The 13,360-nt window shown below is 42.5% G+C and carries 12 protein-coding genes; 1 reads left to right on the top strand and 11 read right to left on the bottom strand.

Features of this window, described 5'->3' with window-relative positions; translation table 11 throughout:
* Positions 1 to 186 precede the first annotated feature (186 nt).
* The gene (locus A0O21_RS03740; RefSeq protein WP_067061500.1) at positions 187 to 1,200 is read right to left on the bottom strand and encodes a uroporphyrinogen decarboxylase family protein; all 1,014 of its coding nucleotides are present in this window, start codon (positions 1,198 to 1,200) and stop codon (positions 187 to 189) included.
* Between the two features lie 209 nt (positions 1,201 to 1,409).
* Here A0O21_RS03740 and A0O21_RS03735 point away from each other — a divergent pair, with 209 nt between their 5' ends.
* The gene (locus tag A0O21_RS03735; protein ID WP_067061496.1) at positions 1,410 to 2,315 is read left to right on the top strand and encodes a LysR family transcriptional regulator; all 906 of its coding nucleotides are present in this window, start codon (positions 1,410 to 1,412) and stop codon (positions 2,313 to 2,315) included.
* 135 nt (positions 2,316 to 2,450) lie between these two features.
* Here A0O21_RS03735 and A0O21_RS03730 read toward each other — a convergent pair whose 3' ends face one another.
* The 10 genes from A0O21_RS03730 to A0O21_RS03685 all read right to left on the bottom strand — a co-directional run bounded on the left by A0O21_RS03730 (position 2,451) and on the right by A0O21_RS03685 (position 12,489).
* A complete protein-coding gene (locus tag A0O21_RS03730; RefSeq protein WP_067061493.1) occupies positions 2,451 to 3,680 on the bottom strand; it encodes a sensor histidine kinase in 1,230 nt (409 codons plus the stop codon).
* A gap of 10 nt (positions 3,681 to 3,690) precedes the next feature.
* On the bottom strand, positions 3,691 to 4,362 hold the full coding sequence (locus A0O21_RS03725) for a response regulator transcription factor (RefSeq protein WP_067061490.1): 672 nt from the start codon (positions 4,360 to 4,362) through the stop codon (positions 3,691 to 3,693).
* A 205-nt stretch (positions 4,363 to 4,567) separates the two neighbouring features.
* Positions 4,568 to 5,188 carry a GTP pyrophosphokinase gene (locus A0O21_RS03720; protein WP_067061487.1) on the bottom strand — a complete coding sequence of 207 codons (621 nt, stop codon included), beginning with the start codon at positions 5,186 to 5,188 and terminating at the stop codon, positions 4,568 to 4,570.
* Between the two features lie 83 nt (positions 5,189 to 5,271).
* On the bottom strand, positions 5,272 to 5,913 hold the full coding sequence (locus tag A0O21_RS03715; protein ID WP_067061484.1) for an ABC transporter permease: 642 nt from the start codon (positions 5,911 to 5,913) through the stop codon (positions 5,272 to 5,274).
* Entirely contained in the window at positions 5,906 to 6,679 is a 774-nt protein-coding gene (locus tag A0O21_RS03710) for an ABC transporter ATP-binding protein (RefSeq protein WP_067061481.1), read from the bottom strand. The genes A0O21_RS03715 and A0O21_RS03710 overlap by 8 nt, the downstream gene beginning before the upstream one ends.
* 11 nt (positions 6,680 to 6,690) lie before the next feature.
* Positions 6,691 to 7,596, bottom strand: coding sequence for a glycine betaine ABC transporter substrate-binding protein (locus A0O21_RS03705; protein ID WP_067061477.1), 906 nt, complete (start codon positions 7,594 to 7,596; stop codon positions 6,691 to 6,693).
* Positions 7,586 to 8,221, bottom strand: coding sequence for an ABC transporter permease (locus A0O21_RS03700; RefSeq protein WP_067061474.1), 636 nt, complete (start codon positions 8,219 to 8,221; stop codon positions 7,586 to 7,588). Before A0O21_RS03700 ends, A0O21_RS03705 begins: the two co-directional genes overlap by 11 nt.
* The gene (locus A0O21_RS03695; protein WP_067061471.1) at positions 8,214 to 8,669 is read right to left on the bottom strand and encodes a MarR family winged helix-turn-helix transcriptional regulator; all 456 of its coding nucleotides are present in this window, start codon (positions 8,667 to 8,669) and stop codon (positions 8,214 to 8,216) included. Before A0O21_RS03695 ends, A0O21_RS03700 begins: the two co-directional genes overlap by 8 nt.
* Before the next feature lie 276 nt (positions 8,670 to 8,945).
* On the bottom strand, positions 8,946 to 10,697 hold the full coding sequence (locus A0O21_RS03690; RefSeq protein WP_067061467.1) for an ABC transporter ATP-binding protein: 1,752 nt from the start codon (positions 10,695 to 10,697) through the stop codon (positions 8,946 to 8,948).
* Positions 10,687 to 12,489: an ABC transporter ATP-binding protein gene (locus tag A0O21_RS03685; protein WP_067061463.1), complete on the bottom strand. Its 1,803-nt coding sequence runs from the start codon at positions 12,487 to 12,489 to the stop codon at positions 10,687 to 10,689. The genes A0O21_RS03690 and A0O21_RS03685 overlap by 11 nt, the downstream gene beginning before the upstream one ends.
* Positions 12,490 to 13,360: the final 871 nt, after the last annotated feature.

Here is a 13,360-nt window from a genome sequence, read left to right as displayed (position 1 = left end):
CTGCGCACCCCTGCCAGAACGACTAGAAAGGTGCGGTCGACTGTTAAGGCGACAAAGCTTTCAGACGTTTACGGCTGGCGGTAACTAGGTAACGATACAGACTTCCAGCCCCCTCACTCTCCCTTTTCTGGGTTCGGGCTGAAATCATCCACCGGATGATTTCACTGCACAGCTCTTAGGCCGCGTTTAATTCAGTTCTGCTTTTGCAGCCTCCTTGACCCACCAAATACGCTTGGAGTCAATATCGCTGGGAACTGTACAATCAGCACCAATAAGAGTCCCCTGACGGCCTGCTTGATTTAAAAGATCTTTTACAGCAGCCTGAATCTCCTCTTTGCTGCCGTTATAAAGTAAACCTTCTTTTGTATTATTAAAACCGCCGAGCACTGTTTTACCACCAAAGAGCCGGCGCCCTTCAGATAAACTGATATTTTCAGAAGTGACCGCCCAATTGAAGACTTGAGCTGGATAATCCCGATAAATTTCTAAATCATTAGTCGCTCCTTCATAGCCGCAAATATGTAAAATATTGACCCCGCCAGCCTGATTGGCAACTTCTAAAACTTGATATTCACTGGGTTTCACAAGTTCTATATAATCATTAGGACTAACCCGCTTGTCCTGAATATTTTGAACACTGAGGTATATACCGTCTGCTTCTGCCTCTTTAATAACCTTTGTCACTAATTTAGCCAAATCCTGAGCTATAACATCAAGAACCAGCTTGAGGACATCAGGAGCTTCTTCGAGAAAATCGGCAAAAAGACTGTCTCCCTGACTGACATGTTTTGCCAATTTCCATTTAAGATGTGTAGCCGGTGCAAAAATATTATAGAGTGTTACAATATCCTCAGAGAAACTCGCTTTAATCTCCTTTATCAGCTGAACCTGCTGACTGAACCAAGGATGGTTAGTAGGCAGCGGTTTTATTTCTTTCAAGTCTTTAAAATCTTTTAGTCCTGCCTTAAAAGCTTCATTAGGATAATCAAAGAAACCATCGCTCATTAACTTAATAAAATCCGGTTGAACATCTGCTAGGAACTGACGGTGGCCTGCTAAATTTTTCTGATAAATTTCTGGGTTATTTAAACCTTCTGTCCACTCCGTTTCGGTTGTAAAATGATGCCAAAAACCGACAGGGACTTGCTCAGCAGTTTGACCTGAAAAAGCATTTAGGACCCATTCTTTTTTATTTGTCATAATCTTTTCTCCCCATTTCCAGTAAGCTTGCCATTATCTTATCACCTTTTCTATCCTCTTGTATAATCTTTATTTCTTATGGTCTGCCATAAACAAAAGTTATAGATTAATAGTTTTTTTGTATCGGTCCGGCGTTTATTTTTGCAGTGTTATTCTGTTATAATGACATTACACTTTTATTTGCCAGCAATTAAAGAGGTGAAGACTTTATGAATTTTCAGCAATGCCATTATGTTGAAGCTATCGCAAGAACAGGCTCTTTCAGTCAAGCAGCTAAAGAGCTTTTTGTCTCTCAGCCGAACCTTTCAAGTTCAATCAAAGATTTAGAAAATGAATTAGGAGTTCAGCTTTTTGTGCGGTCGAATACCGGAACACGTCTTACAGAAGCCGGACAGGATTTCCTTAAATATGCTAAACGGATTATCGGTGAGCTGAGTTTACTGGAAGAGCGTTATCACAGTCAATATAAAAAGAGTTTTACGGTTGTTTCTCACCATTATGATTTTCTTTCTCTCCCTCTGGCCCATATTTCAGAACAGTTCGCTGAAAGCTACCAAGAATTTCAGCTTATTGAAACAAGCAGCAAAAAGATTCTGGAAAGTGTCGCTGATTTTGCGGCTGATTTGGGAATTATTTTCCTTGATGACGACAACAGGCACATCTTAGAGCATGCTTTTCTGCATCAAAATTTGGAATTTACGCCTCTGGGGGATTTCCCTACTCGTATTTTTCTGAGAAAAGGCCATCCTTTAGCCCAACATGCTGTAATTGCTGAAGATGAACTGAATGCTTACCCGCAAATCCGTTTTCATCAAGATAAGGCCGGTCTTAATTTTGACGAGGATGCCCTTGCGGTCGCTCAAAAACAAAATATTATCTACAGCAGTGACCGAGGCACAGTTATGAATTTGCTGTGCGCATCCGATGCTTATGCGTCAGGACTGGGTATAGTCAACAGCTTTATCAAAGAACAGATTGTTCTGATTCCCTTAAAAGACAGCCCTCTTCATACCTTGGGCTATATTATCAATAAAAATAAAAAAGTTTCAGAAATCAGTCTGGCTTTTATCAATGAAATCAAAAGAAGTCTGACAGACAAGGCTCAAACACAATAACTTCTAATAGCTGCAGTACACAGCTAACAGTGCAAAAGACTGTCCGCTATGAAAATCAGACCTAAAAAAACTGATAAAGAGCCGAGTACAAGGGCACTTTACCAGTCTTATAATATTTTTTATTCCTGCTCACCATTATAAAGACACTGTAAAGGTGATGGTGTCAGCTTTATAGCTGACAGAGATTGTTCCGCGAAATAGTTTCACCAAGCTTTCTGCCATGGATAAGCCGATTCCATAGCCAGATTTTTGGCTGCTGTGAGATTCGTCATCACGATAGAAGCGCTCAAAAAATTTACTGTAATCTGTATTCTTGCCTTTTGCATAGGTGTTTGATATTTCCAAGCGGCCCTTAGCTAAGCGGCTGCCTTTTTTTAGCCTGACTGAAACAGTTCCCCCCTCATCACAATATTTGTTTGCATTATCGACTAAAAGAGTCACTAGTTCAAATAGTGATTTTTCTTCTGCTTTAACAAAAACACCGGGCTGAATATCCCATTCGAAATGTTTTCCGTCTTTGATTATCGGACCCTTAAAATCGTTAGCAGCTGCCTCAGTTACGGCAGAGAAATTCACATTCGTCAGAACGGCTTCCTCCTGTTCCTCTAGGCGTGCCAGACTGACAAGACCATCAAGCAGTCCTGTCAGCCGCTGAACTTGTTCCGAAGTATTTTGTGTCCATTCTGACTCACCATGCATCAGCTCAACAAGCTCATTATTGGCCGCAATCACGGCTAAGGGGGTTTTTAATTCGTGGCTGGCATTGGTGATAAAGCGACGCTGTTTTTCATAATTGTCGACAAAAGGCCGAATAGCTTTCCCAGAAAACACTGTGATAACAATAACGAAGAAAAGGAAGCTGGCAGTACCCATCCAAACTGAAAGCCGAATAAGCGTTCTGTTATCAGAGAACTGATTAGTTGAATCAAGAACAACCAGCAAGTGCCGGCCGTCCTTCCGCTTTGTCAGCATATAAGAATAAGTATGCCCCTGATAGTCAAAGTCGCCATGATTGTCCTTTGACTGGCTGATAGAAATGGCATAATTTTCAGCTTGAGCATCGCTTAAATCAGAGATGTTTTCTGTATCTATAGAAAGCAGGTCATCGTCGCTGATGACAGCACTAAAATAGCGGTACTGGGAGATTGTGTCCAGAGACACCATATTTTCGCCTAATTTTTCTGCCGTTTGAGAAACATTCGGAAAAGAGCCGTCATTTTCAGATAAGACCCGCAGCACCTTATTTATTTGGTTCTTAGTTTGCAGGTATCTGGCTGAGTTAATAACAGTAACAATCGAAAAGATAAGAAATAAAACCGCTAGTGAAGCAATTCCGATAAAGCGAAAACGCAGTTTGCGAAACATCCTCAACCACCTACATTTCTACTAATTCAAAGACACCGCCTTTATGAGCAACGATAGCAAGATCAGCACCGACAGCCTGCAGTTTCTGCCGAAGATAAGAGATATAAATATAAACATAGCCGCTGTCAACCCCACTGACCTCATCTTTCGGCCAAACATGGCTGAACAGCTGCTGAGTGGACAGACGCTTGCCGGCATTAAGCATAAAATAGGCCAGCATTTTTGCTTCTTTTCCAGCCAGCCGGATAGTATTTTTGCTGCTTAATTCATGTTCTTCTACGTTCAGTGCCGTATGGCCTAAGCTTACAATACCCAAATCTGTATCCACCCTGCGTCCCAGCGAACGCACACGCGCCAGCAGTTCTTTTAAAGAGAAGGGTTTGGTCAGGTAGTCATCAGCTCCCGCATCCAATCCGTTTACCCGGTCATCAATTTCCGCCATAGCTGTCAGCATAATAACATAGGAACGATTGCCCGACTGCCTGATTTCCTTAACAGCTTCAATCCCTGTTTTAACAGGCATCATAATATCCAATACCATAACATCATAAGCGTTCTTTGCTGCCTGGTCAACGGCTTCTTGTCCGTTAGCAACAGTGTCTACTGCATACCCTTCGCGCTTAAGCGCAGCTGTTAAAACACGAGCAATTTGGACTTCGTCTTCTGCAACTAAAATTTTCATACCGGCCTCTCTCACTCATGCAGCATCTGAAACAGTACTGCAAATCAATCACTTATCTGTCTATAATTACAATAAAACTGCTTATAATCAGTAAACAAAATTTTCAGATCCACACAAATTATCCATCATTTACCTAGGACAAAGAACTATAGTCACAGCTGCAATGCACTTTTCATCTTTGTTAGCAGCAGCTTCCCAGAGACAGCTAAGTCTGACTTTCCTGAATAAGGTCGCGAATGGTCTGCATGGTTAAATCGCAAGAAGCCAGCTCATCAGCACAGCGCTTAAGCTCTCGTACAATCCGCTTAGGATCTTTGATATCTCGTTTATATTTCATTTGATGCTCTAAGCTGGCCCAAGAATCCATCGCCAAAGTCCGAAGCTGAATTTCAATAAAATAGGAGCCCGGTTTATTGCCCAAGCAATCTTCATAAGGCGTCTCGACTTCAGCAATGATATGATAAGAACGGTAACCGTTAGGTTTTGCATGCTGAATATAGTCTTTTTCAAGGATAATATGACAGCCGTCCAAACCGCGGATAAGCTCTGCTAATTTATAGATATCGTCCACAAATCCGCAGACAAAGCGTAAACCGATACTGTCGTGAATAACCTTTAAAGCACCTTCTGCCGTTACCGGGAGCTGTTTCCGAGCACACTTTTCTTCCATACTTGCCGCTGATTTGACCCGAGCAGTAAAATGTTCAAAAAGTTTGTGCCCAGTTTTTTGCTGCATTTCCTTATTTTTATCCTCAAGCTGCTGGCTGAACTCCTCTAATATAAGAGGCAGGTAAACTTCATATTTGCCGTAAACTGAATTTTTCATAAGCATTCCTTTATAATTGGTCACCAACTATTATACTATTATCATACCAAAAATTCTTTAAGAAACCTAAAAGCCGGCTGCCTTTATTTAGGCGCCGGCTGACTGACTGTATTTTTTTGCAAAAGTTCTTCAATTAAATATAAAACAAGATTGGTCAATAAGCTGAAGGCCACGGTCAGCAGTATCCCCCACAGTAATTTAGGAAAACTTCTGGTGCGCAAGCCATCAAACAAAATAGTGCCTAAGCCGCCAGCATTGATAGTGGCAGCAATCGTGGCCATAGCAATAATCGATGTTGCGGCCAGTCGAATTCCGGCAAAAACAGACGCTTTGGCCAAGGGAAGCTGAATCTTGTAAAAAACCTGCCAATCGGTCATCCCCATACCCAGTGCTGCTTCAATAATACTGTCATCTACGGAAAGCAAACCCGCCAAAAAGGTTCTTACCAAGGTATACTGTGCATAAATCACCAAAACAACTATGGCTGTCGTTCTGCCCAAACCAGTCCAGGGAATCAAGAGAGCAAACAGTGCAAAACTGGGAACAGCATAAAGCAGGGAAAGAACATAGACAGAAAAGTTTTGAAGCTGAGGGTAAAAGCGAAGCAAGACAGTTACGGAAGCGGCCAGAAGGAGGGCGAAAAATAAGGCAGAAGCTGTTATCTCAATGTGTTCCAGCAGCCTTAACATCAAAACTTCCGAAGAAGTCTGAAAATAATCAATCATGGCTCTCCTCCCACATTTTTCCTTGCACTTTGGCCGTTGCAATTAATTTCTCTACAAAAGCCGTCTGCGGTTTTTGGATGATTCTCTCCGGTTTATCAAACTGACAGATCTTTCCTTCATCCATTATGACAACGCGTGTCCCCAGCTTGAAAGCTTCGTAAATATCATGGGTGATAAAAATAAAGGTTTTATCCTGCAGTTTTTTATGGATTCGCAGCAGTTCATCCTGTAAATCACTTCGAGTAATAGCATCTATCGCACCAAAAGGTTCATCAAAAAGCATCAAATCAGGATCAGCTGCTAAAGCTCTTGCTACACCTATTCGCTGCTGCTGACCGCCGGATAATTCACTGGGATATCGCTTGCTGTATTCATCAAACGGCAGCTGCACCAAATCTAAGTGCGACCGCACAGTTTGAGTGATCTGCTCCTTACTCCAACCTAACAACTTTGGAACAGTGGCAATATTATCAAATACTGTCATATGCGGGAACAGTCCAATCTGCTGCACCACATAGCCGATAGAACGGCGCAGAGCTACAGCGTCCAAAGAGGACAGCTCCTTACCTTCAAAGAAAATCTGACCGCTGCTGGGCTCAAGCAGACGATTAATCATTTTTAGAGTGGTTGTTTTCCCAGAGCCAGACGTCCCCAAAATAGTAATGAATTCCCCTTCTTGAATGTTTAAGTTGATGCTGTCAACAGCCGGTTTGCCATTATAAATCTTACTGACCTCTTTAAATTCAATAATCGTTTTTTCTGTCATAATGTTCCTTTTTACTTGAGACTGTCATAGTATTCTTTTGCAACATCTGTGTATTCTTTGCCTTCAACATCAACCTGAGCATTCAGCTCAGTCACTGTTTCTGTATCAAGAGAAGCAGAGATTTTATTTAATATAGTTTCAATATCTGAATTTTCTTCAAGAATATTGTCACGGACAACAGGAGCCAAATTATAAGGCGGCCAGAACTGTTTATCATCTTCTAAAAGCGTAAACTGGTCAGTATTAACTAACTGGCCTTCAGTTGTGTAAGCCGGAGTAACATCAGCTTCATCGCTTTCTAAAATGGAATATTTCAGGCTGTTGTCGTAAACATTTGATGACTTCCAATTAAAGTCTCCGTAAGTTTTTTTCAGCCCCGGAAGCCCGTCATCACGCTGATCGAATTCACCTTGAGAGGCAAAACGCAGCTCCGGAGCATGTTTTTGCAGGTCAGAAATCGTTGCAATCCCCAGTTCCTTAGCCACTGCTGTTCGGATAACCAAACCTTGGCTATCGTTAGCCTGAGCATAATCCAGCCAAGTTAGATTAAACTGGTCGGCATATTCTTTCTTTACAGTATCATAGACTTTCTGCGGATCAGTCTGCATCTCTTCGCTCAAAATAGTAAGCAGACCGGTTCCGGTGTATTCAGGATATAAATCAATCTCATCATTAACCAAAGAATCGTGAATCAGAGAGCTGGAAATATTGGCCACTCTTTCTACGTCATAGCCTGCATCTTCTAAAGCAAGAGCATAAATTTCCGAAACAAGCAGGTTTTCGGTAAAATCTTTTGAACCGACACGTATCGTCCCTTCCGAATCAGACCGATTCCTGCCTGCTGCAAAGAAGAAAATCCCGCCAGCAAGGACAATCCCTGCTAATACAAGCCCTAAAATAAGTTTCCTATTTTTCATAGTGTTCTACTCCTTTAATAGATAAATCAAAAACAAGCATACTGATAAAAGACAGCAAGGCGACTGATCCGCCGCCAATAATCAAAAGATCAAAACGGTACAGACCAAGGCCGGTGAAGATGAGTGTCCCAAGGCCTCCTGCTCCGATATAGGTTGCTAAGGTAGCACTGGCAATAATCTCGACCAAAGCCAGTTTAATGCCGTTTAAAATATGAGGAAGCGCCAAAGGGAAGCTCACCTTTCTCAAGAGCTGACGCTCTGTCATCCCAAGACCTATCCCAGTCTCCAAGAGGATAGCGGGGACTTCTGAAAAACCGACAATCGTATTAAGCAAAACAGGAGGAATGCCTAATATAACCAAAGCAATTAAAGCAGGGAGCCTTCCGACACCAATAAAAGGAATCAAAATAAACAGAACACCCAAACTAGGAATCACGCGCAGGCCCTGTGTTAAAGCAGTCGCAAACTGTTTCATCGCTGCATTGCGATAGCCTAAGTAACCAAGCGGAACTGCTATCAGAACGACCAGCAGCAGGGAAAATAGGCTTAAACTTAAATGTTCCCATACATAAGTGAGGTATGTGCTGCTATTTTGACTAAAATAATCCTGAATCTCTTTAATCATCTTTAACCACCTGATGCGCTTCAAGCAAATCATTTAAATGTTTGGAAAAAATCCGAGTTGCTTTCAATAAAACAGCCTGCTCCTGATCAGATAAGCCGGCCATGGCCCTTTCTTCGTAGTCAGCCAAAGGATCCAGAAGTTGCGCTGCAGCCTTTAAACCCTTTTCTGTCAGCCTGACCAATTTCCTGCGCCTATCTGCTTTGCTGGGCTCCAAAAAAAGCCAGCCTTTTTTAATATAATTTTTAATAATTGCCTGAACAACCTGTTTGCTGGAAAAGGTTTTTCTGGCAATCGTTTCCTGACTTAAGCCGTCCTGATTATGGTAAATCCACATAAAAACCAAGAGACTTTTGCTGTTCATTCCGTGCTTGCGGGCATAATTTTCAAAAAGTGAAAACTGTTCATCTCGCAAACGGGCATACTGCTGTGCCTTAGAGTGAGCCGGCATATTCTGACCTCACTTTCTTTATGTTTTTTTCAGTATAAATCAGTTTTTTTAAATAGTCAAATTATTTTACTTAAAAACTTTAAAAACTCTCAAAAACATTTCCCCTCACTTTATCAGCTAAAGATTGCATTTGTGTTAGCAAAGCGTTAGCATTATATAGAAAAATATGACGCTTTGTAACTGTAAAAAAGACCCCACCATCTGTGGCTGGGGTCTTAAAACTATTGACAAGGAAGGTAAGACAAAAAGTCTGTCTCCAAATGATATTGCTAATTCTTAGGAAGCTTGAAACTGGGAGTTATAGAGGTCGGCATAGAAACCATCAGCCGACATCAGCTGATCATGATTGCCTTGTTCGATAATATTGCCGTCTTTCATAACTAAAATCAAGTCCGCATTGCGGATTGTTGAAAGCCGGTGTGCAATAACAAAGGAAGTCCGTCCTTCCATCAGCTTATCCATCGCTTTTTGAATCAGCTCTTCTGTTCTGGTATCTACCGATGAAGTTGCTTCATCAAGAATGAGAAGCGGCGCATCTTTGAGTAAGGCACGGGCAATAGTCAACAGCTGCTTCTGTCCGACTGAAAGACTGACCGAATCATCAAGCAAGGTATCATAACCCTGCGGTAAAGTCATAATAAAATGATGAACACCGACAGCTTTAGCCGCCGCAATAACTTGCTCATCTGTGATATTTTTCTGATTGTAAATCAGATTTTCCTTAACGCTTCCTTCAAAGAGCCAAGTATCCTGCAAAACCATAGCAAAGGCATCGTGGACCTCTTCACGTTTCATCTGATCAATAGCAATACCGTCAATTGTGATACTGCCTTTATCCATTTCATAAAATTTCATCAGCAAATTAACAATCGTTGTTTTACCAGCTCCGGTCGGACCGACAATGGCCACCTTCTGCCCTGCTTTAGCCACTGCAGAAAAATCATGAATAATGACCTTATCTTTAGAATAACCAAAGAAAACATCCTTAAAGGCAACATCCCCTTTAATGTGTGTCAGCTGCTTATCCTTAGAGCTTTCATCAGTCATCTCATCTTCTGAAAGGAATTCAAAGACACGGCCCATAGCGGCTCTGGCTGACTGCAGCTGAGTGATCGCCTGAGCAATTTGAGATAAGGGTTGTGAAAAGATACGGACATAGGTCATAAAAGCGACGATTGTTCCCATCGTAATATCACCGTTAATGGCCAGACTTGCTCCGACAATACAAACCATAACATAACCAAAATTCCCAATAAACTGCATCATGGGCATCATAATTCCAGAAAAGAACTGTGACTTCCACATACTAGTATATAGGTCTTGGTTAAGTTCATTAAAAGTATTTTTTGTCTGTTGCACAGCACTGTAACTCGTCACCACATTGTGGCCAGTATAGATCTCCTCAACATAGCCGTTGACCTTAGCCAGGTTGTTTTGCTGGCGGGTAAAGAAGGGCTGGGTTTTGCCCATAATAAAGACAACAAGAACAAAGCCGATTAGGACTGATCCGATTGCTGTCGCAGCCATAGTGCCATTTGTTCTTATCATCATAAAAATTGATCCGCATAAAAGCACCACAGCAGACACAAGCGAAACTAGACTTTGGTTAAGAGACTGAGTCATCAAGTCGACATCATTGGTTACACGCGACAGCGTGTCTCCCTGAGGATGGCTGTCGAAATAACGTAAGGGCAGAACATTAATCTTATCAGCAATCGCATTGCGCATCTTCTGAGAAAATTTCTGAATAATAGTGGTTACAATAAAGCTTGCCGAATAAGAAATCACAGCACCGCCCCCGTACATAAGGGCCAAAGTCATAGAGATCCCTGCAATTTTAGTCAAATCGAGCTGACCGGCCAAGCCTGCAGTAATTGTATCAGTAATCTCTTTGAGTCTGTCGGGGCCAATAACAGTAATTCCGCTCGAAACAACTGTAAAGGCAATGGCCAGCAGAAAAGCCGGACGGTAGCTTTTGGTATAGGGGGCCATCTGACTTAATAAAGAGGTTTTTTTCTTACTTACCATTTTCTAATTCCTCCTTGGACAGTTGTGAATAGGCAATCTCCTGATAGACTTTATTGCCAGCCAGCAGCTCTTTATGAGTACCCTGACCGACAACCTTGCCTTCATCCAGTACCAAGATTTGGTCAGCGTCCATAATTGTCGAAATCCGCTGAGCGACAATCAGTTTAGTCATCTGTGCGGTCTGTTTAGCCAGATTTTCCCGCAGAATACGGTCAGTCTTATAATCCAATGCCGAGAAAGAATCATCAAAAATTAAGATTTCCGGTTTCCGTGCTAAAGCGCGGGCAATCGCCAAACGCTGTTTCTGACCGCCTGAAAAATTAGTCCCCCCTTGAGCCACTTCTGTATCCAGTCCTTTTTCTTTACTAGCAACAAAATCTTTAGCCTGAGCTAATTCCAGCGCTTCCCAAATTCTGGTATCATCGAGCGGAGACTGGCTGCTGTTCCCCAATTCCATGTTAGAGCGAATTGTCCCGCTAAAAAGTACGGCTCTCTGCGGAATATAGCCAACTTTAGCATTTAAATCATCATGACTGTAGTCACGAACATCAATCCCGTCAACTAAAATACTGCCGGCAGTAACATCATAAAAGCGCGGAAGCAGGTTGACCAAAGTTGATTTACCGGATCCTGTTGAGCCTATAAAAGCAACTGTCTGACCTGCTTCTGCTTTGAAGCTGACATGCTCAATAACAGCCTCAGATTCTTCAGCATAGCGAAAAGAGACGTCATTAAAGACAACAGTACCGGTCTGACCGTCTGACTGACTGGTTTTTTCCTTAAAGGAAACACTTGAATCCAAGGCCAGAACTTCATTGATACGGCCTGCAGAAACAAGAGCCCGCGGCAAAATAATAAAGATAGCTACCATCATCATAAAGCCCATAACCACTTGCATGGCATAGGACGAGAAGACCACCATGTCACTAAAAACAGCGACACGATCTCTCACAGCAGCCGTTGCCTGACTCATATCAGTTGCTGACACCTTGATGTCATTAATCAAATAAGCACCAATCCAGTAGATAACCAAGGTCAAACCGCTTGAAACCAGTGTCATCACAGGATTCATAAGCGCCATCAGCCGATGAACAAAAAGATTGAGCTTGGTCAGCCTATTGTTTTCTTTTGTAAATTTAGCATCTTGGTAACTCTCGGCATTGTAGGCACGCACCACTCGTATCCCAGAAAGAATCTCTCTGGTCGTGCTGTTTAAAGCATCGGTTAAAGACTGAATTCGGCTCATTCGCGGAAAAGCCACAAAAAGCATCACTGACAGTAAAATCAGAACTATGCCGACAGCTCCGGCAACAGACCAGGTCCACTCCGAGCTCTTCCCCCAGATTTTAGTTAGAGCCCACACAGCCATTATCGGTCCTCTGGTAACGACCTGCATTCCCATCGTAATAAGTATCTGCAGCTGGGTAAGGTCATTGGTAGTCCGAGTTAACAGACTGGGGATGGAAAATTTCTTGATTTCAGCATCTGAATAATCCATAACCTGATTAAAAATCTCAGCCCTCAGACGGGTTGTAAAGCTAGCTGCTGTCCGTGCTGCCAGAAAACCGACCACTACCGCACTTAAAAAACTGGAAAAGGACAAAAGAAGCATCTTAGAGCCCGGATCCATAATATCAGAAACAGTTGTTCCTTCTGTCTGCAGCAGAGTTGTAATTTCTGACATATAAGATGGTGTTTTTAAATCCATCCAGACAGCTAAACAAATAAATACTGTACTAAGGAGAACCATTCCCCACTCCTTAGTATTTAAACGCTTAAAAATCGTTAACATCACACACTCCTCAACACAAGATACAAAGCCCGTTAAAAAACGCAAAAGGAAAATAGGGGACTGACTGACGAATCGCCAGATTCTAAGTCAGGACATCTTTTTCCCGAAGCGTTTAGGGCGTGTTCGATTCACAAGATACAAAGCCCGTTAAGAACGCAAAAGGAAAATAGGGGACTGACCGATGAATCCAGAAAGATTCGAGGTCAGACTATACTCACAGAGCAGCCACATTCGTATGTCACCTTACGCTTCCTACGACTGCGTCTCTTTTTTCCCGCAGCGTTTAGCCCGTGTTCAGTTCCACCAAGATACAAAGGGCGTACAAGCTCACAGCAAAAATAGGAAAACTGGCGAAAAAACTTCAGTTTTTAGGAAGTTTTATCTTTTTTGCAAAGAGCTTAGCCCGTGTTCAATTCCACCAAGATACAAAGCCCGTCAAAAGAGCAAAGCAAAAATAGGAGACTGGACGAAGAGCCCTCAAGGCTCTAAGACAGGCTATCTTTTTTGCACAGCTCTTAGGGCGTGTTCAATTCCACCAAGATACAAAGCCCGTCAAAAGAGCAAAGCAAAAAGGCGGTAAGCCAGAAATCTCTGATTTCGTCTGCGCACCTCTGCCAGAACGACTAGAAAGGTGCAGTCGACTGATAGGGCGACAAAGCTTTCAGACGTTTACGGCTGGCGGTAAGCCAGAAATCTCTGATTTCGTCTGCGCACCTCTGCCAGAACGACTAGAAAGGTGCAGTCGACTGATAGGGCGACAAAGCTTTCAGACGTTTACGGCTGGCAGTAAGCCAGAAATCTCTGATTTCGTCTGCGCACCTCTGCCAGAACGACTAGAAAGGTGCGGTCGACTGATAGGGCGACAAAGCTT

It is taken from the genome of Streptococcus pantholopis (assembly GCF_001642085.1).
GTDB lineage: Bacteria > Bacillota > Bacilli > Lactobacillales > Streptococcaceae > Streptococcus > Streptococcus pantholopis.
Note: the sequence above shows the minus strand (reverse complement) of the source record. Positions and strands in the feature narration are given on the sequence as shown.

Coding starts and splice junctions, on each gene's coding strand:
- A0O21_RS03740 (WP_067061500.1), bottom strand. CDS start 1,200: ATGACAAATAAAAAAGAATGGGTCCTAAATGCTTTTTCAGGTCAAACT.
- A0O21_RS03735 (WP_067061496.1), top strand. CDS start 1,410: ATGAATTTTCAGCAATGCCATTATGTTGAAGCTATCGCAAGAACAGGC.
- A0O21_RS03730 (WP_067061493.1), bottom strand. CDS start 3,680: ATGTTTCGCAAACTGCGTTTTCGCTTTATCGGAATTGCTTCACTAGCG.
- A0O21_RS03725 (WP_067061490.1), bottom strand. CDS start 4,362: ATGAAAATTTTAGTTGCAGAAGACGAAGTCCAAATTGCTCGTGTTTTA.
- A0O21_RS03720 (WP_067061487.1), bottom strand. CDS start 5,188: ATGAAAAATTCAGTTTACGGCAAATATGAAGTTTACCTGCCTCTTATA.
- A0O21_RS03715 (WP_067061484.1), bottom strand. CDS start 5,913: ATGATTGATTATTTTCAGACTTCTTCGGAAGTTTTGATGTTAAGGCTG.
- A0O21_RS03710 (WP_067061481.1), bottom strand. CDS start 6,679: ATGACAGAAAAAACGATTATTGAATTTAAAGAGGTCAGTAAGATTTAT.
- A0O21_RS03705 (WP_067061477.1), bottom strand. CDS start 7,596: ATGAAAAATAGGAAACTTATTTTAGGGCTTGTATTAGCAGGGATTGTC.
- A0O21_RS03700 (WP_067061474.1), bottom strand. CDS start 8,221: ATGATTAAAGAGATTCAGGATTATTTTAGTCAAAATAGCAGCACATAC.
- A0O21_RS03695 (WP_067061471.1), bottom strand. CDS start 8,669: ATGCCGGCTCACTCTAAGGCACAGCAGTATGCCCGTTTGCGAGATGAA.
- A0O21_RS03690 (WP_067061467.1), bottom strand. CDS start 10,697: ATGGTAAGTAAGAAAAAAACCTCTTTATTAAGTCAGATGGCCCCCTAT.
- A0O21_RS03685 (WP_067061463.1), bottom strand. CDS start 12,489: ATGTTAACGATTTTTAAGCGTTTAAATACTAAGGAGTGGGGAATGGTT.